Below are 23,675 nucleotides of genomic sequence, written 5' to 3' on the forward strand. Positions count from 1 at the left end.
TCGACGACCGTCTCGGACGAGCGGGCGCCGGCGGAGGCTACGGGCGCCAGGGCTCCTCGCCGGAGCGGCCGTCGCCGCGGCGGCGCAGGTAGCGCTCGAACTCCTGGGCGATCGCCTCGCCGCTCGCCTCGGGCGAGTCGACGGTGTCGCGCGCCTGCTCGAGCTGGGCGATGTACGACGCCATCTCCTCGTCCTCGGCGGCGAGGGCGTCGATGCCGCGCTCCCACTCCTCCGCCTCCTCGACGAGGTCGCCGCGGGGGATCGCCAGGCCGACGACCTCCTCGAGCTTCTCGAGCAGCGCCAGCATCGCCTTGGGCGAGGGCGCGTTGTGCACGTAGTGCGGGACGGAGGCCCAGATCGAGACGGCGGGGATGCCGACCTTCTGTGCGGCCTCGCCGATCACGCTGAGGATGCCGACCGGCCCCTCGTAGCTGGAGCGCTCGAGCTCGAACGAGCTCCGCAGCTCCGCGTTCTCGCTCGAGGCGAAGATGGAGATCGGCCGGGTGTGCGGGACGTCGGCGAGCATCGCGCCGAGGAAGACGACGGCGGAGATGTCTATCGCGAGCATGGCGTCGACGACCTCGGCCGCGAAGCTCTTCCAGCTGCGCGAGGGCTCGGTGCCGATCATGAGGTACAGCGCGCTCTCGGCGTCGACCGAGGTGTCGGCCGGGCCGAAGATCTGGGTGCCGGGCCAGGCGAGGCTGCGGCGGCCGTCCTCGCCGATCGAGAGCATGGGGCGGGTGTACTGGAAGTCGTAGTACTGCTCGGCGTCGACGGCGAAGAGGGGCACGTACTCCCCGGCGTCCTTGACCAGCCGCAGCGCGCCGCTGGCGGCGTCCCCGGCGTCGTTCCAGCCCTCGAAGGCCACGACCAGGACGTTCCCCGTGATCACGTTCATAGGCAGGATCTCCGCGTTCGGCTCGATGTGCGGGGAGCGCACACCGCGCCTGTCCCTCCGTCCAGGATAGGACCGCCCCCGGCCGCGCCCGTCCCGTCCGGCGGGATCGGCCGCGCTGTTCGCTCTCGGCCCGCGGCCGGGGAGGGGCGCGGCCCTGCCGGTACCATGGTCGCTCGTGACTCCCGAGACCTCCGCCCGGCCGCTGTCCTCCGAGCCGCTCGGAGGAGCGTCCGCCCCCGCCGCCGTCCTCTGGGACATGGACGGGACGCTCGTCGACACCGAGCCGTACTGGATGGCGTCGGAGCACGCGCTCGTCTCCTCCTTCGGCGGAGTGTGGACCCACGAGGACGCGATGGGACTCGTCGGCTCGGGCCTGCCCGCCGCCGCCCGCATCCTGCAGGGCAAGGGCGTCGACCTCTCCGTCGACGCGATCATCGACCGGATGACCGACGGGGTCGTCGACCAGCTGGCCGTGAGCATCCCGTGGCGACCGGGCGCGCTCGAGCTGCTGCACGCGGTGTCCGAGGCGGGTGTGCCGCAGGCGCTGGTCACGATGTCGATCTCGCGGATGGCCGCGGCCGTCGTGGACCGGATCCCGTTCCCCGCCTTCGCCGCCGTCGTCAGCGGCGACATGGTCGAGCGCAGCAAGCCCCACCCCGAGGCGTACCTCCTCGCCGCGAGCACCCTCGGTGTCGACATCACCGCATGCGTCGCGATCGAGGACTCCCTCACGGGCCTCGGCGCGGCCGTCGCCTCCGGAGCCGCGGCGATCGGCGTCCCGCACCAGCTGGAGCTGGATCCCGCCGCCCCCTACGCCCTCTGGCCCACTCTCGCGGGCCGCACCGTCGCGGACCTCGCGACGTTGTCCTCCGAGCACCGCGGCTCCGGCCCGGCCACGACCGAGACGGAGGCCCGCCGATGACCGGTGAGGCACTGCAGCATTCCGGACCCTTCCGCGCGGGGGACCGCGTCCAGCTGACGGGACCCAAGGGGCGGATGAACACCATCACGCTCGTTCCCGGCAAGGTGTTCCACACGCACCGGGGCGGCATCGAGCACGACACGGTGATCGGGCTGCCCGACGGCTCGGTGGTGACCAACACCGTCGGCGTCGAGCACCTCGCGCTGCGCCCTCTCCTCGCCGACTTCGTGATGTCGATGCCCCGCGGCGCGGCGATCGTGTACCCGAAGGACGCGGCCCAGATCCTCGCCCTCGCCGACGTCTTCCCCGGCGCCCGCGTGGTCGAGGCCGGTGTCGGCTCCGGCGCGCTCTCGCTCTGGCTGCTGCGGGCGGTGGGTCCGACCGGCCGGCTGTCGTCGTTCGAGCGGCGCGAGGAGTTCGCGGATGTCGCACGGGCGAACATCGAGACCTTCCTCGGCTACACGCCCGACAACTGGAGCGTCACCGTCGGCGACCTCGTCGAGGCGCTGCCCGGCACGGTCCCCTCCGGCGAGGCCGACCGCGTCGTGCTCGACATGCTCGCGCCCTGGGAGTGCCTCGACGTCGCCGCCGAGGCTCTCACGCCCGGGGGAGTGCTCCTCTGCTACGTGGCCACCGTCACGCAGCTCTCGCGGACGGCGGAGGCGATCCGCGCCTCGGGCCTGTTCACGAACCCGTCGTCGAACGAGACCATGGTCCGCGGCTGGCACGTCGAGGGCCTCGCGGTCCGGCCGGACCACCGGATGATCGGCCACACCGGCTTCCTCATCACCGCTCGCCGGCTCGCTCCGGACACCGTGCTCCCCGAGCTCAAGCGTCGCCCGTCGAAGACGGACTTCAGCGACGAGGACGTGGAGGCCTGGACCCCCGGCGCGCTCGGCGAGCGCGCCGTGAGCCCCAAGAGCCTGCGCAAGCGGGTCCGCGAGTCCGCCACCAGCGCCGAGCTCTCCCGGGCCCGCGGGTTCGGCGAGGAGACCGCGGAGCCCGACGACGAGGGCATCCTCTAAGCTGTTCCCGGCCTCCGGGCCGTCTCCACCCCGGGCGTCACCGCTCCCCTTCACTCGAATCGAGGACCCGTGCGCAGGACCACCGCGCTCATCGCCGGCATCGGCATCGTCGCCGCTCTCACCGGATGCACCGCGTCCTCCTCGCAGGCGGACTGCGACGCTCCGTTCTCCTCCGGCGACTCCTCGGCGGCGGTCAGCGCCACGGGCGACTTCGGAGCGAAGCCGGACGTCAGCGTCCCGACGCCGCTGAAGGCGGACGGCACGCAGGTCAGCACCCTCATCGAGGGCTCGGGCGCACCGCTCGAGAAGGGCCAGCTCGTCACCATCGACTACACCCTGGTCAACGGAGCGGACGGCACGGTCCTCGAGACCTCGCCCTACGACGGGTCGAGCACCGCCCGCTTCGGCGTCGGCGGAGCCGGGCTCGTCGGCCTGAACGAGGGCCTCCTCTGCACGCAGGTCGGCTCGCGCGTCGCCATCGCGATCGCCCCCGAGGACGGCTTCGGCCAGTCCTCGTCGCAGCTCGGCATCTCGGAGGACGACACGCTCGTGCTCGTCGCGGACGTCCGTGAGGCCTCGCTGGCCCGCGCGAACGGCGCCGCCCAGCCCGCGCCCGACGGCTTCCCGACGGTGACGCTCGGCGACGACGGACGCCCGGGGCTCGCGAAGCCGTCCGGTGACGCGCCGACCGACCTCCGCATCGCCCAGCTCAAGAAGGGCGACGGCGACGTCGTCGCCGAGGGCGACCAGGTCGTCGTGGCCTACACAGGCTGGCAGTGGAGCGACGGGAAGGTGTTCGACTCCAGCTGGGAGAAGGGCGCTCCCGCCGTCTTCACGGCCGCCGACGGCTCGACCACCCAGGGCGGAGTCATCGCCGGATTCGCCGACGCCCTCATCGGCCAGCCCGTCGGATCCCAGGTCATCGCGGTCATCCCGCCGGACCAGGGCTACGGCGACCAGGGCTCCCCTCAGGGCGGGATCCCCGGCGGCGCGACGCTGATCTTCGTCGCCGACATCCTCGGAAAGGTCTGACCGGGCCCGGCCCTAGACTGGAGGGCGTGCCTTCCGACGCCCCGTCCTCGAGCCGCGTCCCGGCCGAGGAGCGTCTGTTCAACCTCGTGCTCGCGCTCGTCGCGGCCGAGAACGGACTGACGAAGGCCGACGTCCTCTCCACGGTGCAGGGCTACCGGCAGCGGGTGGGCCGGGGCGACCGGACCTCGCTCGAGCGCCAGTTCGAGCGCGACAAGGACGACCTGCGCGAGCTGGGCATCCCGATCGAGACGGTCGACGCCCCGGGCGACCCGGGCAACACCCAGACCGTCCGGTACCGCATCGCGAAGCGCAGCTACGACCTCCCGGCCGACCTGACCTTCGACCCGGAGGAGCTCGCGCTGCTCCGCCTGGCCGGGGCGGTCTGGCGCGAGGGGACGCTCTCGGCGGAGTCGCGGCGCGCGCTGATCAAGCTGCGCTCGATCGGGGTCGAGTCCGTCGACCCCGTCATCGGCATCAGCCCCTCGATCCGGGTCCGCGAGGCCTCGTTCGAGCCGCTCAACGCTGCGCTCGACCGCGGCCAGGTCGTCCGCTTCCCCTATCTGAAGCCCGGCGGCGAGGAGCCGCGCGTGCGCACCGTGCAGCCCCGCGCCCTGGTGAACCACCAGGGGCGCTGGCACCTCCACGGCTGGGACGAGGGCGCCGAGGGCACGCGGACCTTCCTCCTGTCGCGGATCGTCGGGCCGGTCGCGTCCACCGGCCGCACCGCGCCTCTCGTGGAGGGGGACCACGCGGCGACCGCTCTCGCCCAGCTCGACGAGATCCTGCAGCGCAACAGCGCGCTCCTGCGCGTCGCCCCCGACTCCGACGCCGCCCTCCGTCTCGGCGGGCGTGCCGAGGCCGAGGGCGAGGGCCAGGGCCTGCTGCGCCTGCACTACACCGACCCGGACGTGCTCGCGGACGAGCTCGCCGGTCACGGTCCCGAGGTGCGGGTGCTCGAGCCGGAGGAGCTCCGCCGCCGCGTCCTCGACCGCCTCCGCCGCACCCTGGACGACCATGGAGGGGATCCCCGTGGCTAGACCCCGCTCCCTGCAGGCGCGCGACCGCCTGGCCGTCCTCCTCTCCCTCGTTCCCTACCTGCTCGACCGGGGCCGCGTCTCCGTCGCCGAGGTCGCCGCGCACTTCGAGATCCCGGAGGAGGAGGTGCGCCGCGCGGTGCGCCTCATCGCCGTCTCGGGCATCCCCGGCGAGACCGCGCAGTACCAGGCGAACGACCTCTTCGACATCGGCTGGGACGACTTCGAGGAGAACGACCACGTCGTCCTCACCCACCAGGTCGCGATCGACGACTCGCCGAGGTTCTCGGCGCGGGAGGCCGCCGCCCTCATCGCCGGCATGCAGTACCTCGCAGCGCTGCCCGAGAACCAGGGCAACGACCGGATCGCCTCGCTGATGGGGAAGCTCGCACGCGGCGCCTCCTCGGCCCCGAGCGCGGTCGCGGTCTCGCGCGGCACGGGCGCGGACAGCGCTGTGGCGCTCCTGCGGACAGCGATGGGCTCGGCGACGCAGGTCGCTTTCGACTACCGCAGCGCCCGCGGCGAGACCGAGTCCCGGCTCGTCGACCCCTTCGTGCTCGAATCGGTCGATCGGGACTGGTACCTGCGCGGATGGGACCACCTCCGCGAGGGCGTCAGGACGTTCCGGGTCGACAGGATGCGCTCCCTCCGCGACACGGGGACGCCGATCGTCCGGCGCCGCAACGAGGTGACCCTCTCGGAACGGCTCTTCGAGGCCTCCGCCTCCGATCTCGTCGTGGACCTGCGCGTCGCCCCCAGCGCCGTCGTGCTGCTGGGCGACTACGCGGCCGACGCCGAGTTCCCCGATCCCGTGCCGGGGGAGGAGCACCACGGTGTCCTCGTCCGTCTCCGCGTCGCACATCTGGAGGGACTGACGCGCCTGGTGGCGTCGTTGGCGGGTCTCGTCACCGTGGTGGCACCCCCCGAGGCGCGCTCCGCGGTCGCGCACTGGGCGGCCTCCGCGCTCGCCGCGAACGAGGGGGAGCCGTCGTGACCTGGTGGTCGTGGATCCTGATCTGGCTCGGCCTCGCGCTGGGGGCTCTGACGATGCTGGTCCTCTTCGCCCTCTCCTACTGGCGCAAGGGGAAGGTGCTCCTCGGACAGCTGTCCGAGGTCACCGCGAAACTCGAGACACTGAGTCCTGGAGTGACGGACGACCTGCCGCCCCGGCCGTCCTCGTCGCTGTTCGCCGATCGCGACGACGTGAGGCGTGCGCACGAGGGCCGGCGTGACGCACGTCGCGACAGGATCGATCTCCGCCGGTCAGAACGGGTCGAACAGGGTAAGCTCCTCGTACACCGCAACCGACAAGTGAAGTGAGTCTGCAATGTTCGCTGGCCTCCAGGGGTGGCACCTCCTCATCATCCTCGCCGTGATCCTCCTCCTGTTCGGTGCGCCCAAGCTCCCGCAGCTGGCCCGCAGTGTCGGGCAGTCGATGCGGATCTTCAAGAGCGAGGTCAAGACCATGAAGGACGAGGACGGCACCGAGCGCCGTGAGTCGACCGAGGGGACCACCGGCACCGTCGCCGGATCCACCGGCACGACCACCGGCACCGGCACCACCACGCCGCCCGAGTCCCCGCTCAAGTAATGACGTCCGTGGCACCGAAGAAGCCACGGACGAAGCGGACGAAGAACCCCGACGGGCGCATGTCGCTCGGGGCGCACCTCGTCGAGCTTCGCAACAGGCTCTTCAAGTCGGCGATCGCGATCGTCATCGCGTGCGTCGCGGGGTGGTTCGTCTCGGAGTGGGTCTTCGAGGCCCTCAAGGCTCCGATCTCCGAGGTGGCCTCCACCCAGGGCAAGGAGGCGATCCTCAACTTCCCGACGATCGCCGGTGCCTTCGACCTGCGGCTGCAGATCGCCATCACGGTGGGCATCGTCCTGGCAAGCCCGGTCTGGCTGTACCAGATCTGGGCGTTCCTCGTCCCGGGCCTGACCCGCAAGGAGATGCGGTACGGCCTCGGCTTCATCCTCACCGCCATCCCGCTGTTCTTCGCGGGCTGCGCGGCCGGCTGGTTCGTGTTCCCGCACATCGTGGAGCTCCTGACGAGCTTCACCGGCAGCAACGCGGCGAGCTTCCTCGACGCCAAGATCTACTACGAGTTCGTTCTCAAGCTCGTGCTGGTCGTCGGCATCGCCTTCGTGCTGCCCGTCTTCCTGGTGCTCCTCAACTTCCTCGGCATCCTCCCCGGCATGCTGATCCTCAAGTCGTGGCGCATCGCGATCATGGCGATCGTGCTCTTCACGGCGATCGCGACCCCCGCGGCCGACCCGATCTCGATGTTCCTCCTGGCCATCCCGATCATCTTCCTGTTCTTCCTCGCCTGCGGGATCGCGATCCTGCACGACCGGCGCGCCGCCAAGCGCCAGCTGGTGTTCGACGGCAGCCCCTCCGACCTGCCCGCGTGACCGGACCGTCTCCCGCCGAGCGGTTCGCCGCGTTCCGGACGCGCCAGGGCCACGCGAGGGTCGAGGCGTTCCGCTCGACCCTCGCGTTCGACCTCGACCCCTTCCAGTACGAGGCCTGCAGCGCGCTCGACGACGGCCACAGCGTCCTCGTCGCCGCGCCCACCGGCGCCGGCAAGACCGCGGTGGCCGAGTTCGCGATCCACCTGGCCATGCAGGACCCGACGGCCAAGGTCTTCTACACGACGCCGATGAAGGCGCTGAGCAACCAGAAGTTCCAGGAGTTCGTCGAGGACTACGGAGCCTCCGAGGTCGGCCTGCTGACCGGCGACTCGAACGTCAACGCGCGCGCCCGCATCGTCGTGATGACGACCGAGGTGCTGCGCAACATGCTGTACGCCGACTCGGACCTCCTGCGCGACCTCGCCTACGTCGTGATGGACGAGGTGCACTACCTCGCCGACCGCTTCCGCGGCGCCGTCTGGGAGGAGGTCATCATCCACCTCCCGCAGCGCGTGCGGCTGGTCTCGCTCAGCGCGACCGTGTCGAACGCCGAGGAGTTCGGCGACTGGCTCCAGACCGTCCGGGGCGAGACCGAGGTCATCGTCTCCGAGGAGCGGCCCGTCCCGCTCGACCAGCACGTCCTGGTGGGCGGCAAGCTGGTCGATCTCTTCGACTCCTCCGGTCGGGCGGCGACGAACCGGGTGAACCCCGAGCTCGCCCGCATGGCCCAGGGCGGCTCCCGGGTCGAGCGCGGCGGCAGGGGCGGCCGCAACGGCCGAGGCGGTCGCGGCCGCTACCCGGAGCAGCGCACCGAGGAGCTCGTGCTGCGCTCGGAGGTCGTCGAGATCCTCCGCGGCAAGAACCTCCTCCCCGCGATCTTCTTCGTCTTCAGCCGTGCGGGCTGCGACCAGGCCGTGCGCCAGGTGCTGCGGGCGGGCGTGCGCCTCACCGAGCGCCACGAGCGCGACGAGATCCGCGCGATCGTCGAGGAGCGGTGCCGGACGATCCGCGACGAGGACCTCGCGGTGCTCGGCTACTGGGAGTGGCTCGACGGACTCCAGCGGGGCGTCGCCGCGCACCACGCCGGGATGCTCCCCGCCTTCAAGGAGGTCGTCGAGGAGCTGTTCCTGCGCCGGCTCGTGCGCGTGGTCTTCGCGACCGAGACGCTCGCGCTCGGCATCAACATGCCGGCCCGCACGGTCGTCCTCGAGAAGCTCGAGAAGTTCAACGGCGAGGCGCGCGTCCCGATCACACCGGGGGAGTACACCCAGCTCACCGGCCGGGCGGGCCGACGCGGCATCGACGTCGAGGGCCACTCGGTGATCCAGTGGCGCGGCGGGATGGACCCTCAGGCGGTCGCGTCCCTCGCCTCCCGGCGGACCTACCCGCTCAACTCCAGCTTCCGCCCCAGCTACAACATGGCCGCGAACCTGATCGAGCAGTTCGGGCGGGTGCGCACGCGCGAGATCCTCGAGTCGTCGTTCGCGCAGTTCCAGGCCGACCGGTCCGTCGTCGATCTCGCCCGCCGGGTCCGCCAGCAGGAGGAGTCGATGGCGGGCTACGTCACGGCGATGCAGTGCCACCTGGGCGACTTCGAGCAGTACGCGGCGATCCGCCGTGAGATCGGCGACCTCGAGCGCCGGGGCGCGGTGCGCGGCGAGTCGGCCTCCCACGCCGAGCGCGAGAAGCGCCAGGGACAGCTCACGAGCCTGCGGCGTCGGATGAAGGCGCACCCGTGCCACGCCTGCTCCGACCGCGAGCAGCACGCGCGCTGGGCCGAGCGCTGGTGGAAGCTGCGCCGCGAGACCGACGAGATCGAGCGCCAGATCCGCTCGCGCACCGGCGCCGTCGCCCGCATCTTCGACCACATCACGGACGTGCTGCTCGAGCTCGGCTACTTCCGCCGGGACGAGGTCGGCGAGCTCTCGCTGACGCCCAACGGTCGCACGCTCCGCCGGATCTACGGGGAGCGGGACCTGCTCGTCGCCGAGTGCCTCCGGAAGCAGGCGTGGACGGAGCTCGATCCGGCCGGCCTCGCGGCGATGGCGTGCTGCCTGGTCTTCGAGCCGCGACGCGAGGAGGGGACGCTCGGCGAGCAGTTCCTGCCCCGCGGCGCGTTCCCCGAGGCGCTGGAGAGGACCCAGCTTCTGTGGGCCCGGCTCGACGACGTCGAGCGGGAGCACCGCCTGCCGGGCAGCAACCCGATCTCGACGAGCCTGGCGCTGTCGATGAACATGTGGGCCAAGGGCATGCCGCTCGACATGGTGCTCCGCGAGTCCGACATGGCCGCCGGCGACTTCGTGCGCTGGGCGAAGCAGACCATCGACCTCCTCGACCAGCTCTCCGTCGTCGCCGAGGGCAAGGTCGGCCGCGCGGCCCGGACCGCCCTCGACCTGGTCCGCCGCGGCATCGTCGCGTACTCGACAGTCGCATGACGCCGATCGCTCCTCCGCCCGACGGGCGGACCGTTCCGCTGTGGGTGGCGCTGCCCCTCGCCGCCCTCGGCGGCGCCGTGCTCGACCGCGGCTTCCCCGACTCCGACGTCTGGCCGCTGGCGATCGTGGGCGCCGCGGCGATCCTGTTCGCGCTGGGGGGGCGCGGCTTCTGGAGCGGAAGCCTCGTCGGCCTCGTCGGCGGAGCGGTCTTCTGGGGCGTCCACATCGAGTGGCTGACCCTCTACCTCGGCCCGGTCCCGTGGGCGGCCCTCGCCGGCCTGCAGGCGATCTTCTTCGCGCTCTCCGCGGGGCTGATGGCGGTCGTCTCCACGCGCGGCCACCGCGTCTGGACGGGACCGCTCGGCCGGATGGTCGGCCTCCCCGCCCTCCTGGCGGCGCTCTGGATCGGGCGCGAGTCGATCACCAGCGTCTGGCCCTACGGCGGCTTCGCCTGGGGCCGCCTCGCGATCTCGCAGTCCCTCGGCCCGCTCGCCGGTCTCGCGGCGTGGATCGGCTTCGCCGGCCTCGGCTTCGTGGTGGCGTTCCTCGCGGCCGTGCTCGCGCAGGCCGTCCGCGAGATGTCCGTCCCGGCCTTCTCTCGCGTCAGCGCTCTCGCGGGCTTCGCGATCGTGGCGCTGGTGTTCCCCGCCTGGCCGGCACCGACGGAGGGCACGACCCGGATCGCCGCCGTCCAGGGCGACTCCGATGCGGGCCTGTTCTCGCAGAGCTACCGCGGGCAGATCCTCGAGGACCACACCTCGGCGACGCTGCCGATCCTCGATCAGGACGTCGACATGGTGGTGTGGCCCGAGAACGGCGTCGACATCGATCCGACCCGGAACGCCCAGTCGGCCGCCGTCCTCGACTACCTCAGCCGGACGATGGACGCGCCGTTCGTCGTGGGCACGATCACGAACCCCTCGGACGACGTCTTCTACAACAGCTCGCTGCTCTGGAAGGCGGGGGAGGGGGCGACGCAGGTCTACGACAAGGTGCATCCCGTCCCGTTCGCCGAGTACATGCCGGACCGGGCGTTCTGGCGGATGTTCGCTCCGGACCTGGTCGACCTGGTGAGCCGCGACTACTCGATCGGCACCCGTCCCAACGTCTTCGACGTGAACGGCGTCCTCGCAGGCATCGCGATCTGCTTCGACATCTCGGACGACGCGCTGACGAACGCGATGGTCGACGGGGGAGCCCAGGTCATCCTCGGGCAGACCAACAACGCCGACTTCGGCCGGACCGACGAGAGCGTCCAGCAGCTCGCGATCGCTCGCCTGCGGGCCATCGAGACCGGGCGCAGCGTGGTCAACATCTCGACCGTCGGGACGAGTGCGATCATCGGGCCGGACGGCGCGACGATCGACTCCCTGACATGGTTCGAGCCGGGTGCCATGGTGGACGAGGTCCCCCTCAGCTCCACCACGACCCCGGCTCTGGTGTGGGCGCGAGACCTCGGCTGGTACTTCCTGGCCGCCGGTCTCATCGGCATGGTCTCGTTCGTCCTCAGGACGCGCGAGCCGCGACGCCGTTACCGCTGACCGGCGCTACGCGCCGATCTTGTGCTCGCCGCGCCTGGCGCGCAGATAGGCGAGCCGCTCCTCGAGCAGCTCCTCCAGCTCCGCGCGGGTCCGACGCTCGAGCAGCATGTCCCAGTGGGTGCGCGGAGCCTTCTGCTCGCCCTTGTCCACGACGACCGGCTTCGAGTCCACCATCAGAGTGGCCTCGTGACCGCAGGAGCGGCACTCCCAGGTCTCCGGTGCTTCCGCGTCGGCCGAGAACACCATGTCGGTGTCGTGGCCGCAGTTCGCGCAGTGGTACTCGTACGTCGATCGCGGGGAGAAGACGACGCCTTCTTCGCTCTGCAGGCTCTGGGATCCGAGCCGCATTCCTCGCAAGCTTCGATCTGCCATTGTGTGGTCTCCTCTCGCTGTGCTTCCCCAGTGTCAACGTCGTACCTGGAGGTGGTCTTCCCGTCCCTGCCATTGCCAGAGAATCCTCAGGTCGGAGGCGTATTCCGCCGCTCCTGAGGGCGTGGCCGACGGGCGCTGAGGAAGGCGTCGACGGCCGCTCGGGCGAGGTCGGTGCGGTCGGTCACGAGCCCGTCGATCCTGAGCGCGAGGAGCTGCTCCATCCGCTCCGGATCGTCGATGGTCCAGAGGTGGATCTCGCAACCTGTCACCCGCAGCCGGGCGAGGATCCGCGGCTCCGCGACGCGGAGGCCGAGCGCGCTCTCGGGCACCTGGAGCGCGTCGATGCCGCGGAGAGCGAGACGCACGGGGAGGGCGGCGCCGAGGTGGGCGGCGACCAGGGCGACGACGAAGCGGACCGCCGACGCCGAGGTCGCGGCGCCGGGAAGACGGCGGAGGGCCGCTGCTCGACGGATCTCGGAGAACGAGGTGATCAGGACGCGCTCCGAGGCGGCGGCGCCGGACACCGCCGCGACAACCGGACCGATCGCGTCCCGCGACTTCACATCGACATTGAAGCGCGCGCGGGGGAGTGCGGCGAGGGCCTGCTCGAGAGAGGCGAGCCGGGCGCCGCCCGCCAGCCGGAGGTCCGCGAGCTCCTCCCACCGGGTGGCGGCGACGACGTGGCGGCGGCCGGAGCGGTCGATCACCTCGGCGTCGTGGACGAGCACGGCGACCCCGTCGAGGGACGCGCGCGCGTCCGTCTCGAGGAGGTCCGCACCCGCGGCGAGGGCGCGCTCGAAGGCGGCGAGCGTGTTGCCCTCGGCCGGCGGGCCGAATCCACGATGCGCGATCACCCGGGGCATCGGCCCGCTCAGGACGAGGGGTGGCTCGGAGGCGCGCATCGCGGACCGGGTCCGCGGCTCAGACGGCCGGCGGCGGGGGAGTGGGCGCGGAGTCCGGGGTTCCGTCGGTCGTCGCGGGCGCCGCGGGGGCGGACGTGTCGGATCCGGGCACGACAGGCGTGGAGCCGACGGACCCGGATGCGGCAGGCGCGGAAGCCGCAGGCGCCGACGTGGGTACCGCGTCCTGCGGGCGGACCGCCGGGGCGGACTGGCCGCGCTGGCCGAGCGCTCCTCCGATGCCCTTCAGCGCCTCGGTGAGCTCGCTCGGGATGACCCAGAGCTTGTTCGCGCTGCCCTCGGCGATCTTGGGGAGCGTCTGGAGGTACTGGTAGGCGAGCAGCTCGCTGTCGGGGCGGCCCTCGTGGATGGCGTGGAAGACGGTGGTGATCGCCTTGGCCTCACCCTCGGCGCGCAGGACCGCCGCCTTCGCCTGGCCCTCCGCCGCGAGGATCGCGGCCTGGCGCTGACCCTCGGCGTTCAGGATCTGGGACTGCTTGGTGCCCTCGGCGGTGAGGATCACGGCTCGACGGTCGCGCTCGGCGCGCATCTGCTTCTCCATCGAGTCCTGGATGGAGAGGGGCGGGTCGATGGCCTTGAGCTCCACGCGTCCGACGCGGATGCCCCACTTGCCGGTGGCCTCGTCGAGGACGATGCGCAGCTGCCCGTTGATGTTGTCGCGGGAGGTCAGCGCCTCCTCGAGGTTCAGGCCGCCGACGACGTTGCGGAGCGTGGTGGTGGTCAGCTGCTCGACCGCGCCGAGGTAGTTGGCGATCTCGTAGGTCGCCGCCCGGGCGTCCGTCACCTGGAAGTAGACGACCGTGTCGATCGAGACGACGAGGTTGTCCTCCGTGATCACGGGCTGGGGCGGGAACGAGACGACCTGCTCGCGCAGATCGATCAGCGGGCGGACCCGGTCGATGAACGGCACGACGAGATTGAGGCCCGGCAGCAGGGTCTTGTGGTACTTGCCGAGGCGCTCCACGACCCCGGCGGTGGCCTGGGGGATGATGCGGACCGCTCGGAAGAGGACGACCAGGGCGAAGAGGACGACGGCGGCGACGACGACGATCGTCACGACGGAGGACGGTGTCACGGTGTGCTCCTTTCGGCGGGGACGACGACCGCGGTCGCGCCCTCGATGGCGGTGACGACGACTCTCTCGCCGACTCCGAGTGTGCGGTCCTCGACGAGCGGGGACAGGCGGACGGTCCAGGTCTCGCCGTTGGCGAGCTTGACCTGGCCGGCTCCGGGGCCGGCGAGGACGACGCTGCCGGAGAGCCCGAGGAGAGCGTCCGCTCCGCTGGGGGTGGGATCGCCGCCCCGCTTCAGCAGCCGCAGCAGCGGCGGACGGACGGAGAACAGCAGGAGGGCGGCGAGGACGGCCGCGACGGGGACCTGGACCCAGAAGGGAGCCCCGACCAGCCCGGTCAGCAGTCCGCCTATGCTGCCGACGGCGAGCATCAGGAACGTGAACTCGAGAGTGATCATCTCGACGATCACGAAGATGAGGATCAGCGCGAGCCAGAGGATCCACGCGTACTGGGTGACAGCGTCCATGCTGTGTGCTCCTTCCCCTCGACGAGCATTCCCAGGCTATCAACGCCCCCCGGACGAGGGCTGGGAGAGGGGGTGCGCCGACGATCTCGAGGCCCTTGGTAGACTCCTCCGTCGGGCCGTGGCCCGTCATCGTGCCCGATCCGGTCTCCGAGCCGGCGTTCTGGAGGAATACCCGTGTCCAATCCCCTCGCCCCCGGCTCCTTCGACGGCAAGCGCGCTCTCGTCACCGGGTCGTCCCGCGGCATCGGCGCCGACACGGTCCGCTACCTGGCCGAGGCCGGAGCCCGCGTCGTCGTCAACTACCGCTCGAAGGCGCCGCGCGCCGACAAGCTCGTCGCGCAGATCGTCGAGGCCGGCGGCACCGCCATCGCCGTCGGCGCCGATCTCACCGACGCCGACTCGCGCGCCGAGCTCTTCTCCCGCATCGAGAAGGAGTACGGAGGACTGGACGTGCTCGTCCTGAACGCCTCCGGCGGCATGGAGAGCAACATGGGGGAGGACTACGCGATGGTCCTCAACCGCGACTCGCAGGTCGCCGTGCTCGACGCGGCGCTGCCGCTGCTCTCCGAGGGCTCCCGTGTCGTGTTCGTCACGAGCCACCAGGCGCACTTCATCCGGACCACGCCCACGATGCCCGAGTACGAGCCCGTCGCGCTCTCCAAGCGCGCCGGCGAGGACGCCCTGCGCGAGCGGATCGGTGAGCTCGCCGAGCGCGGGATCGAGTTCGTCGTCGTCTCGGGCGACATGATCGAGGGCACCATCACCGCGACCCTGCTGGAGCGCGCGAACCCGGGCGCGATCAGCTCGCGTCGCGAGTCGGCCGGCAAGCTCTACAACGTGCAGGAGTTCGCGGCCCAGGTCGCTCTGGCGGCCGTCGAGCCGATCCCCGCGGACAACACCCGCCTCGTCGGCGACATCTCCGACTTCGCCTGATCGCCTTCGCGGAATGACCCCGGCGCGCGGGTCTGCGATCCTCGACGGATGACTCCGATGGACGGCAGCGGACCGGCATCGGGGGAGTCCGTCCGCGCCGACGGGTTCCGCACATCGGCAGCCTCCGGGCGGCGTGGCGACTTCGACAGGGACGGCGAGACGAGCATCCTCCTCGACGCCGTCGCGGTGATGGCGAACTGGAGGAGGCGCTCGCCCTTCCGGTGCCGCGCCTTCCGGCGGACGCCCGAGAGGACCGAGACCTACCGACTGGAGGTGCGGCCCGTCGAGGCGTCGTTCTCCTGCGTCGACGAGCGCACCGGGACGGTCGACGCGTACGACGCCCCGACCGGCCGGTACGTCTCCGGGGGCGAGGAGCGTCCGCTGGACCGATGGCAGCTGCTGCCGGAGCCGCTGGCGGCCCGCCTGGCCTTCCCGCTGAACCTGCCGGTCTGGGGACGGCCGAGCGACGGGTACCGGATGACCGGCGCGTCGATCGACGGCGCGCTCACCGTGATCCGTCTTCGACACCAGGCCGACGACCGCGTCCGCGGCACGATGACCGTCGATCCGCGGCTGCGGCTGGTCACGCGCTTCGACACTCCGACCGAGACGTGCTGGTACGAGGACGTCGAGGCGTGGGTGGAGCATTCGCCGATCCGCTGATGACGTTCCGGACCGTCGGGCGGCCTCAGTCCCGGTCCGTCCGGCCCTTCCGCCGTTATCCGATAATGCACATTATGTCAGTTCGACCGAAGTCCCGGTCGGCAGGATGGCGATCGACTCCCCTCATCGCTCCTGCGACAGGATGTCACCGGTCGCCGCCGCGCTCCGATGGCAGACCGGGCGCTTCGACGGTGAGGCCTCGGATCACCGCGGCGACGACCAGGCGCTGCGTGAGTTCGGCGCTGGTGTCCACGGGCCACTGGCTCACCGACCCGACGTGCGCCGCGACGACCGCCTTCGCCAGGACGGCGGACTCGACGGCGGGGACGCGGCCGTGCACGGCGGCGAGGGCGGCGAAGCGCTCGCCCAGCTCGCGCGAGACGCGGTCGTCGTCGATCATCATCCGCTCGGCGAACTCCGGGTCCGCGGCAGCGCGTGCCAGGAGCACCGACCGCAGGGAGAACCACTCGCGGCTGGACGGGAGCGCGTCGAGGAGGGAGCGTACGGCGCCGTCGAGGGTCGCCGCGCGGTGCTCCTCCTGCAGCTGGACGTCGAGGGCCTCCTGCAGGCTCCCCCACACTCTCGCGGCCTGCTCCTCGTGGAGTGCGAGGAAGAGCTGGTCGACACCGGCGAAGTTCGAGTAGAACGCGCCGCGGGTGAAGCCCGCCTGCGCGCAGATGTCCTCGACGCGCTGGCCGATGGTGCCCGTGCTCTCGAAGAGCTCGGCGGCCGCGGCGAGGAGACGTCGTCGCGTCTCGCTCCTCCGCCGGACCGGAGCCTGCTCGCCTGTGGCCACGCCCCCAGCCTATTCGGATCCTTGCGCTGGATGGGCCTTTTCAGTACGTTTCGTTTCCAATGCATACCGTATCGAGAACTGGAACGCCCGAACCTCGACGGCGACGGTCCCGGTGGCTGCCGACCGCGACCGTCGTGCTCATCGGGGCGGTCCTCGCCTGGCTGAACCGGGTGGAGTGGTGGGGGTGGCTCGTCGTCGCGGCGGCCGCGGTCCTGATCGCGGCCGTCTCGAGGAGCTGGCGGCACCGGCACTGGATGCTGCGTACGGCGGCCTGGGTCGCGTCCGCAGGGCTCGTCGGAGCCGTCGCGCTCGCCGCGGGTCCTCTCCCGGCGACGCGGACGCTCGCCGGTCCGCGCACCGCCCCGGTCACGACCCGGCAGGGCGACGTCGTCGGTGTGCATGACGCCGCGGCCGGGGTCGACGCCTTCGCGGGGATCCCCTACGCCGCTCCCCCGGTCGGCCCGCTGCGCTGGGAGGCGCCCCGCCCGGCCCCGCAGCGGTCGGCGACCCTCGTGGCCGACGACTTCGGCCCCTCCGCCGTTCAGCCGGAGTCGACGTTCCTCTCCCGAGCGGCGACCCGCGTGCTCGACCTGCCGCTGGAGGAGACGCTCCTCGGCGGGTACGCGACGGACGAGGACAGCCTCCGCCTGAACATCTGGACGCCGGCCGGCGGGGCGGGCGACTCCAGCCCGGTCCTCGTCTACCTCCACGGCGGCGCGTTCGTCTCGGGGTCCGGCGCCCTCCCCGCCTACGACGGCGCGGCGCTCGCCTCCCGGGGCGCGGTGGTCGTCACCGTCGCCTACCGTCTGGGCGTCCTCGGATTCCTCGCCGGTGATGTGCTCGGCGGCGGCACCCCGGCGAACCAGGGACTGCTCGACCAGGTCGCCGCTCTGCAATGGGTGCAGGACAACATCGCCGCTTTCGGCGGGGACCCGGGGCGGGTGACGGTCGCCGGCCAGTCCGCCGGCTCCGGCAGCGCCTGCATCCTCGGGGCCTCGCCCCTCGCGGCCGGCCTCCTCCACGGGATCATCGGGGAGAGCGGAGGATGCCTGGGGTCGGCGGGAGACTGCGAGGCCGGCGACCTCTACGACGACGCCGCCACCGCACGGGAGGCGGCTGCGCGCCTGAGCGAGGCGCTCGGCGGGGCGAGCCTGGCCGAGATGAGGGCCCTGCCGGCCGAGCGCATCGTCTCGGCCGCCGCGGGCCTCTCGCAGCACTGGTGGCCCTCGATCGACGGCGTCGTCCTCCCCGACACGCCGCTCGCCGTCTACAAGGCCGGTCGGCAGAACGACGTCCCCCTCCTGCTCGGCAGCAACTCCGACGAGACCTCGCTCGATCTGCTGGGAGGCGTCGACTCGGATCCGGACGCCTACGAGCAGGAGGTGCGCCGGGAGCACGGAGACGACGCGGACCGATTCCTCGCGCTGTACCCGGGTGCCGTCGAGGACCAGGTCGTCGACTCCCGGCTGCGCGCCGACAGCGACCGGACGATGACCGCCCCGATGCGGCTCTGGGCGCTGACGGCCGCCCGGACCGGGCGGGCGGGCGTCCACGCCTACATCTTCACGCGCACTCCCCCGGAGAGCGGACTCGAGCGGTTCGGCGCGTACCACGGCGCCGAGGTGATGTACGCGTACGGGAACCTCGGGGCGGACGGCGACGCCGACTACACGGACGTCGACCGCCGGCTCGAGCAGGAGATGACCGCGCGCTGGCTCGCGTTCGTCTCCCACGGCGATCCGGACGCCGCCGGCCGCGAGCGGTGGCCGGCCGTCCAGGAGGATCCGGACAGCGTGCTCGAGTTCGGCGACGTCGTCCGGGTCGCCGGGCGCCCGTCCCCCGACGCGGTCGACTTCTGGCTCGCGGGGACGGGCTGACGCGGGGGCGCTCCTCGCGGCGGAACCCTCCGGTCAGCGGGGAGCCTCCGCTCAGAGCTGCCCGACGAGGTGCGCCTGCCGGCCGTCGCGCGCGAAGACCGGGATGACGGCCAGCGGCGCGTCGGCGACGATCCACTGCCCGCCCTCGTGCTCGGCGCCCGTCGAGAGCTCCGTCCAGCGCGCCCCGGCGGGCAGGTAGACCCGTCGGGAGACGGCTCCGGCGTGCGTGACCGGAGCCACCAGCAGGTCCGAGCCGAAGAGGTACTGGTCGGCCAGATCCCAGGCCTCCGGGTCCCCCGGGAACTCGTGGAACACCGCGCGCAGCACGGGCTGGCCCAGCTCGTGCGCCTCCCGCATCGCCTCGCGCGTGTAGGGGCGCAGGGTCTCGCGCAGATGCAGCAGGCGGGTGAGGATCGGCGTGGCCTCCTCGCCGAAGCTCCACACCTCGTTCGCGGCTCCGGTCGCGGCGCGGCGGGTCCCGTCGGCGGCCGTGACCGGGGCCGACGGCGCGCGGTCGCCGTGGAGGCGCATCACCGGGCTGAACGCGCCGAACTGGAACCAGCGCACGAGGAGCTCACGGAACTCCGGATCCGACGGGTCTCCCCCGGCGAATCCTCCGATGTCGGTCGTGAACCACGGGATCCCCGCGACGCCCATGTGGATGCCGGCCGTGATCTGGTGGCGCAGGTCTGCGAAGGTCGAGTGGATGTCGCCCGACCACACGAGCGCACCGTAGCGCTGGCTGCCCGCCCACGCGGTGCGGACGAGGTTGACGATCGCGGTCTCCCCGCCCTCGCTCTGCCCCTCGAAGAAGCCGCGGGAGAACGCCTGCGGGTAGAGGTTGCCGACCTGGACGGCGGGGCCGGCGGCGTAGCGGTAGTTGTCGAAGTCGTAGACGCCGTACTCGGGCTCGGCCTCGTCGAGCCAGAAGAGCCGGATCCCGTGCTCGCCGTAGTTGCGCCGGCACGCCTCCCAGACGAACCTCCGGGCGGCGGGGCTCGTCGCGTCGTAGAACGCGCTCGGACCCTCGAACTGCATGTGCAGGTCCAGGCCCCGCTCGGCCTTGACGAGGAGGTTCCCCTTCTTCATCGCGATGTAGTTCTCGGACTCGACCGACACCTGCGGCCAGACCGAGACCATCAGCTCGATCCCGAGCTCGCGCAGCTCGGCGACCATGGCGGACGGATCCGGCCAGAACTCCTCCTCGAAGCGGAAGTCGCCCATGTGCGGCCAGTGGAAGAAGTCGGCCACGATCACGTCCATCGGCAGGCCGCGGCGCCGGTGCTCGCGGGCGACCTCGAGCAGCTGCTCCTGGTTCCAGTAGCGCAGCTTGCACTGCCAGAAGCCGAGGCCGTGCTCGGGCATCATCGGGACGTGCCCGGTCGCGTCGGCGTAGGCCCGGGTGATGTCGGCCGGGGTCTCCCCCGCGGTCACCCAGTAGTCGAGCTGCTGGGAGGACTCGGCGGACCACTCCGTGCGGTTGGCTGCGAAAGTCGCGCGGCCGATCGCGGGGTTGTGCCAGAGGAACCCGTAGCCGCGGCTCGACAGCACGAACGGGACGCTCGACTGGGAGTTGCGGTGCGCGAGCTCGAGCGTGCAGCCCTTCAGATCGAGGATGTCCTGCTGGTACTGCCCCATCCCGTACAGCTTCTCGTCGGGGGACGTCTCGAACAGCGCGGTCAGCCGGAAGTCGCCGCCCAGGTGCGGACGCTGCTCGCGGGCGCGCAGCTTGAGCGCTCCCCCGCTCCCGAGCTCTCGGAAGAGCAGCTCCCCCCGACGGTCGTAGAAGGAGAGGGAGCAGGAGAGCTCGTGGTAGCCGGTCTGGTACCCGTAGCCCTCCTGCTGCTCGAGGACGACGGTGATGCCGCCGGCGCGCAGCGTCGCCCGCGGTCCCTCGATCGAGACCTCCGGCGCGTGGCGCTCGGGGGCGATCAGCGCCCAGTCGGTGTCGAGGACCTCCCCGGACCGGCGGGCGCGGACCCGGACGCTGTCCCTCCCCCACGGCTCGACGACGACGGTCTCGCCGTCGCCGCGCCAGACGAGGCGGTCCCCCTCGAGCGCGAACGCGTCGGTGTCCATGTGCTCCTGCTTCCTCGAGTCGGGCACGGCGATCAGTCCTTGACCGCGCCGGCGGTGACCCCGGCGGCGACGTAGCGCTGGGCCACGATCAGCAGCACGGCGGCCGGGATGGAGGCGATCACGGCGGTCGCCATGATCCCGTTCCAGTTGGTGGTGGTCGATCCGATGTAGCGGTAGAGGCCGAGGGTGAACGGCACGATGCTGTTGCCCGAGGTGAGCGAGTTCGCGTTGAGGAAGTCGGCCCAGGCGAACAGGAACGAGAACAGGCCCGCGGTCACGATCGAGTTCCGGCTCAGCGGGATGACGATCGAGACGAAGGAGCGCCAGTTGCTCGCACCGTCGATCCGCGCGGCCTCGATCAGCTCGTCGGGGATGCCGAGCATGAAGGCCCGGAGGATGATCACCGCGAACGGCACGGAGGCGGTCGCGTCGGCGAGGATCAGGCCCGGATAGGTGTTGAGCAGCCCCAGCGCGTTGTAGATCGCGAACAGCGCGGTGACCAGGACGATCCCGGGGATCATCTGGGCGAGGAGGAACACGAACATCACGACGCCGGTCCCCCGCACCCGGAACTTCGCCATCGCGAAAGCGGCGGGCAGGGCGATCGCCAGCGTCAGGATCACGCAGCCGATCGAGATCACGAGGCTCGTGATGAGGTTCGGCAGCTGCGTCGAGAACGCCTGCACGTACCCGTCGAGGGTCGGGTCGCCGGGGAACAGGCTCGGCGGGGTCTGGATCAGGTTCTGCGGCTTGGTCAGCGAGACGTTGACCATCCAGTAGAGCGGGAAGAGGAGGAAGCCGCAGAGCACGATCGCGATGACCACGTCGATCCCGCGGCGCAGCCCTGTGGTGTGCCGGTTCATCCGAGGTCCTCCTTGCGCTGGGCGCGGATGTAGATCATGCCGAAGACGAGGGCGACGATCACGAGGATCTGGCCGGCCGCCGCACCGACTCCGAACTGCAGGTCGGTGAAGGACTGCTCGTAGGCCCAGGTCGCGAGGGTGTGCGAGCTGTTGGCCGGGCCTCCCTTGGTGAGGATCCAGATGACGTCGAACACCTTGATCGTGTAGACGAGGCCGAGGAGGAGCGTGACGGAGGTCACCGGTCGCAGCAGCGGCCAGGTGATGCTCCAGAAGGACCGCCAGCGCGAGGCGCCGTCCAGTGCCGCGGCCTCGTAGAGGCTCTCGGGGATGCCCTGCAGGCCTCCGTGCAGCAGCACCATGTTGAACGGGATGCCCAGCCAGATGTTGGCGATGATGACCGCCCACAGCGAGACGGACGGATCGGTCAGCCAGCCGACCGGCGTGCCGATCGCGGCGTTCAGGATGCCGAACTGCTGGTCGAAGATCCAGCGCCAGGCCGTCGCCGAGACGATCAGCGGCAGGAGCCACGGCAGCAGGATGAGGGAGCGGAACGTCGCCGAGAGCGGGAACCGGCGGCTGAAGAACAGCGCCAGGGCCATGCCGATCGTGAACTGGCCCACCAGCGAGACCACGGTGAAGACCACGGTGTGCCAGGCGATGCTCGCGAAGATCGGATCGGTGACGACCGTGACGTAGTTGTCGAAGCCGACGAAGGGGGCGATCCCGGTCACGAAGGACGACGGTCCGAAGTCCTGGAGGCTGAGGACGACGCCGCGGATGATCGGGTAGACGAAGAAGACGGCGAGGAAGATCACCACGGGCGCCATGAACGCGGCGGCGGCGAGGCGGAGGTGAGAGCGGGGTCGGCGGCGGGCGGGCGGCCTGGTGGCCGCCCCGCCCGCGACCGGCGCCGTGAGCACGGCGGGGTCGGTCATGCGGCCGCTACTTCAGGCTCGCCGCGGCGTCGTCGAGGGCCGCCTGCGGCGTCTTCGAGCCGGTCAGCGACTCCTGGATCGCGGTCCAGAGCGCCTTCGAGGTGTCCGGGTAGGCGACGCCGAGGTCGCTGGTGCGTCCCTGCGCGACCGAGATGGCCTCGACCCACGGCTGGAGCGCGGGGTCCTCGGTCGCCTGCTCGGCGGCCGCGTCGGCGTACGGCATGATGTACGACTGGCCGGCCGCCCAGGCCTTCAGGCTGTCGGGCTGGATGACGCACTGCGCGAACTCCGTGGCGAGGGTCTGCTTCGCGGCGTCGGAGGCGACCACCTCGACGAACTCGCCGCCGAGCGGGCTCGGTGCCGCTCCCCCGTCCTTCGCCGGGATCGGCACGACGCCGTAGTCGATGCCCGCCTCGTCGAGGGCGGAGAGCTGCCAGGTGCCGTTGACCATCATTCCGAGCTTGCCCGCGAGGAACTGGTCGCGGACGTCCTGCTGGTTGGCGTTGACGTTCGCCTGCGAGGCCGAGCCGCTCTTCACCAGGTCGGTCCAGAGCGCGAGCGCCGAGACGGCGTCGTCGGAGGAGATGTCCTCGAGGGTCGCACCGGAGCCCCAGAAGAAGGGCAGGAACTGGAAGGTGCCCTCCTCGGTGCCGATAGCGGAGAAGCCGAGCCCGGTGACGTCGCCCGCGGTGAGGGCCTTCGCGGCGGTGGTCAGCTCGTCCCAGGTCGTCGGCGGAGTGACGCCGGCGGCCTCGAAGAGCGCCTTGTTGTAGAAGAGCGCGAGGGTGTTCGAGCCGATCGACGAGCCGTAGGTCTTCCCGTCCAGCTGGCCGGCGGCGAGCACGTTCGGGAGGACGTCGCTGGTGTCGAGCCCGGAGGCGGCGTTGTCGACGAGCAGGCCGGTGTCGGCGAACTTCGCGACGTTGGGGTTGTCGAGGACGACCAGGTTCGGCGTCGTCTTCGACGCGGCCGACTGCAGGAGCTTGGTGGTGAGGTCGGGGTCGGAGGTGCGCTCGAGGGTGATCCCGGTCGAGGCCTCGCAGCCGGCCAGGAGCTGGCCGTAGGGGGAGGACGCGTCGTACTGGGTGAAGCTGTCCCAGAGGGTGAGCGACTTCGACGAGTCGTCGCCCGCTCCCTGTGCGCTGCACGCGCTGAGGGCGACTCCGGCGATGAGGACGAGGGAGGCGGCGCCTGCGGCCCGTCGGATGCTGTTCTTCACGGTATTCCTCTCTGAATACGGTCGGAACGAGCGGAGCGCTCGCGCCGGGAAGACCCTCCGGGGCGCCCGCTGGGGCGGTCCGTCCGGAAGTCGTGGCGAGCCTAACCGAGTCGGAGAACCGGTTCAATAGATTTCGGAGAACCGGTTCACCGATCGCCCGGGGAACGCCCCGGGCGACCC

23 protein-coding genes are annotated in these 23,675 nt (G+C 71.5%); 13 read left to right on the forward strand and 10 right to left on the reverse strand.

Going from position 1 to position 23,675, the window contains the following annotated elements; genetic code table 11:
* Window positions 1-37: 37 nt before the first annotated feature.
* Window positions 38-898, reverse strand: coding sequence for a proteasome assembly chaperone family protein (locus tag C5C50_RS05570; RefSeq protein ID WP_104222142.1), 861 nt, complete (start codon window positions 896-898; stop codon window positions 38-40).
* A 175-nt stretch (window positions 899-1,073) separates the two neighbouring features.
* Here C5C50_RS05570 and C5C50_RS05575 point away from each other — a divergent pair, with 175 nt between their 5' ends.
* The 10 genes from C5C50_RS05575 to lnt all read left to right on the forward strand — a co-directional run bounded on the left by C5C50_RS05575 (window position 1,074) and on the right by lnt (window position 11,299).
* Window positions 1,074-1,820, forward strand: a complete 747-nt coding sequence (locus C5C50_RS05575) for an HAD family phosphatase (RefSeq protein ID WP_258067678.1) — start codon at window positions 1,074-1,076, stop codon at window positions 1,818-1,820.
* Window positions 1,817-2,845, forward strand: coding sequence for a tRNA (adenine-N1)-methyltransferase (locus C5C50_RS05580; RefSeq protein ID WP_104222012.1), 1,029 nt, complete (start codon window positions 1,817-1,819; stop codon window positions 2,843-2,845). The genes C5C50_RS05575 and C5C50_RS05580 overlap by 4 nt, the downstream gene beginning before the upstream one ends.
* 69 nt (window positions 2,846-2,914) lie before the next feature.
* Complete coding sequence (locus tag C5C50_RS05585) at window positions 2,915-3,877, forward strand: FKBP-type peptidyl-prolyl cis-trans isomerase (RefSeq protein ID WP_104222014.1); 963 nt, start codon at window positions 2,915-2,917, stop codon at window positions 3,875-3,877.
* 26 nt (window positions 3,878-3,903) lie between these two features.
* On the forward strand, window positions 3,904-4,914 hold the full coding sequence (locus tag C5C50_RS05590) for a YafY family protein (protein ID WP_104222016.1): 1,011 nt from the start codon (window positions 3,904-3,906) through the stop codon (window positions 4,912-4,914).
* Window positions 4,907-5,905, forward strand: coding sequence for a YafY family protein (locus C5C50_RS05595; RefSeq protein WP_258067680.1), 999 nt, complete (start codon window positions 4,907-4,909; stop codon window positions 5,903-5,905). Before C5C50_RS05590 ends, C5C50_RS05595 begins: the two co-directional genes overlap by 8 nt.
* On the forward strand, window positions 5,902-6,231 hold the full coding sequence (locus C5C50_RS05600; protein ID WP_104273063.1) for a hypothetical protein: 330 nt from the start codon (window positions 5,902-5,904) through the stop codon (window positions 6,229-6,231). Before C5C50_RS05595 ends, C5C50_RS05600 begins: the two co-directional genes overlap by 4 nt.
* Window positions 6,232-6,238: 7 nt before the next feature.
* On the forward strand, window positions 6,239-6,502 hold the full coding sequence (gene tatA / locus C5C50_RS05605; RefSeq protein ID WP_104222022.1) for a Sec-independent protein translocase subunit TatA: 264 nt from the start codon (window positions 6,239-6,241) through the stop codon (window positions 6,500-6,502).
* Window positions 6,502-7,323, forward strand: a complete 822-nt coding sequence (tatC, locus tag C5C50_RS05610; RefSeq protein ID WP_374952911.1) for a twin-arginine translocase subunit TatC — start codon at window positions 6,502-6,504, stop codon at window positions 7,321-7,323. Before tatA ends, tatC begins: the two co-directional genes overlap by 1 nt.
* Entirely contained in the window at window positions 7,320-9,758 is a 2,439-nt protein-coding gene (locus C5C50_RS05615) for an RNA helicase (RefSeq protein ID WP_104273064.1), read from the forward strand. The genes tatC and C5C50_RS05615 overlap by 4 nt, the downstream gene beginning before the upstream one ends.
* Window positions 9,755-11,299 (forward strand): apolipoprotein N-acyltransferase, encoded by a 1,545-nt coding sequence (gene lnt / locus C5C50_RS05620; protein WP_104268654.1) that lies wholly within the window; start codon window positions 9,755-9,757, stop codon window positions 11,297-11,299. The genes C5C50_RS05615 and lnt overlap by 4 nt, the downstream gene beginning before the upstream one ends.
* A gap of 6 nt (window positions 11,300-11,305) precedes the next feature.
* Here lnt and C5C50_RS05625 read toward each other — a convergent pair whose 3' ends face one another.
* The 4 genes from C5C50_RS05625 to C5C50_RS05640 all read right to left on the reverse strand — a co-directional run bounded on the left by C5C50_RS05625 (window position 11,306) and on the right by C5C50_RS05640 (window position 14,130).
* Complete coding sequence (locus C5C50_RS05625; protein WP_068207052.1) at window positions 11,306-11,671, reverse strand: RNA polymerase-binding protein RbpA; 366 nt, start codon at window positions 11,669-11,671, stop codon at window positions 11,306-11,308.
* A gap of 86 nt (window positions 11,672-11,757) precedes the next feature.
* Window positions 11,758-12,534 carry a glycerophosphodiester phosphodiesterase family protein gene (locus C5C50_RS05630; protein WP_258067682.1) on the reverse strand — a complete coding sequence of 259 codons (777 nt, stop codon included), beginning with the start codon at window positions 12,532-12,534 and terminating at the stop codon, window positions 11,758-11,760.
* 58 nt (window positions 12,535-12,592) lie between these two features.
* A complete protein-coding gene (locus tag C5C50_RS05635) occupies window positions 12,593-13,648 on the reverse strand; it encodes an SPFH domain-containing protein (protein ID WP_374953801.1) in 1,056 nt (351 codons plus the stop codon).
* A gap of 14 nt (window positions 13,649-13,662) precedes the next feature.
* On the reverse strand, window positions 13,663-14,130 hold the full coding sequence (locus C5C50_RS05640) for an NfeD family protein (protein WP_104260699.1): 468 nt from the start codon (window positions 14,128-14,130) through the stop codon (window positions 13,663-13,665).
* A 174-nt stretch (window positions 14,131-14,304) separates the two neighbouring features.
* Here C5C50_RS05640 and C5C50_RS05645 point away from each other — a divergent pair, with 174 nt between their 5' ends.
* Together C5C50_RS05645 and C5C50_RS05650 are read left to right on the forward strand one after the other, a co-directional pair.
* A complete protein-coding gene (locus tag C5C50_RS05645) occupies window positions 14,305-15,063 on the forward strand; it encodes an SDR family oxidoreductase (RefSeq protein ID WP_104260700.1) in 759 nt (252 codons plus the stop codon).
* A 48-nt stretch (window positions 15,064-15,111) separates the two neighbouring features.
* Entirely contained in the window at window positions 15,112-15,726 is a 615-nt protein-coding gene (locus C5C50_RS05650; RefSeq protein WP_146085867.1) for a hypothetical protein, read from the forward strand.
* A gap of 145 nt (window positions 15,727-15,871) precedes the next feature.
* On the opposite strand, the gene C5C50_RS05655 is transcribed toward C5C50_RS05650, so the two are convergent.
* On the reverse strand, window positions 15,872-16,522 hold the full coding sequence (locus C5C50_RS05655; protein ID WP_104273067.1) for a TetR/AcrR family transcriptional regulator: 651 nt from the start codon (window positions 16,520-16,522) through the stop codon (window positions 15,872-15,874).
* 134 nt (window positions 16,523-16,656) lie between these two features.
* On the opposite strand from C5C50_RS05655, the gene C5C50_RS05660 reads away from it, so the two are divergent.
* A complete protein-coding gene (locus C5C50_RS05660; protein ID WP_219814081.1) occupies window positions 16,657-18,399 on the forward strand; it encodes a carboxylesterase/lipase family protein in 1,743 nt (580 codons plus the stop codon).
* Between the two features lie 51 nt (window positions 18,400-18,450).
* On the opposite strand, the gene C5C50_RS05665 is transcribed toward C5C50_RS05660, so the two are convergent.
* The 4 genes from C5C50_RS05665 to C5C50_RS05680 are packed head-to-tail and all read right to left on the reverse strand — an operon-like array spanning window position 18,451 to window position 23,495.
* A complete protein-coding gene (locus tag C5C50_RS05665; protein WP_104246851.1) occupies window positions 18,451-20,478 on the reverse strand; it encodes a TIM-barrel domain-containing protein in 2,028 nt (675 codons plus the stop codon).
* 32 nt (window positions 20,479-20,510) lie between these two features.
* Complete coding sequence (locus tag C5C50_RS05670) at window positions 20,511-21,341, reverse strand: carbohydrate ABC transporter permease (RefSeq protein ID WP_104222044.1); 831 nt, start codon at window positions 21,339-21,341, stop codon at window positions 20,511-20,513.
* Window positions 21,338-22,276, reverse strand: a complete 939-nt coding sequence (locus C5C50_RS05675; RefSeq protein WP_104273069.1) for a carbohydrate ABC transporter permease — start codon at window positions 22,274-22,276, stop codon at window positions 21,338-21,340. The genes C5C50_RS05670 and C5C50_RS05675 overlap by 4 nt, the downstream gene beginning before the upstream one ends.
* A 7-nt stretch (window positions 22,277-22,283) precedes the next feature.
* Window positions 22,284-23,495: an extracellular solute-binding protein gene (locus tag C5C50_RS05680; protein ID WP_104222048.1), complete on the reverse strand. Its 1,212-nt coding sequence runs from the start codon at window positions 23,493-23,495 to the stop codon at window positions 22,284-22,286.
* Between the last annotated feature and the right edge of the window lie 180 nt (window positions 23,496-23,675).

The sequence above is a fragment of the Rathayibacter sp. AY1D9 genome, assembly GCF_002932395.1.
GTDB lineage: Bacteria > Actinomycetota > Actinomycetes > Actinomycetales > Microbacteriaceae > Rathayibacter.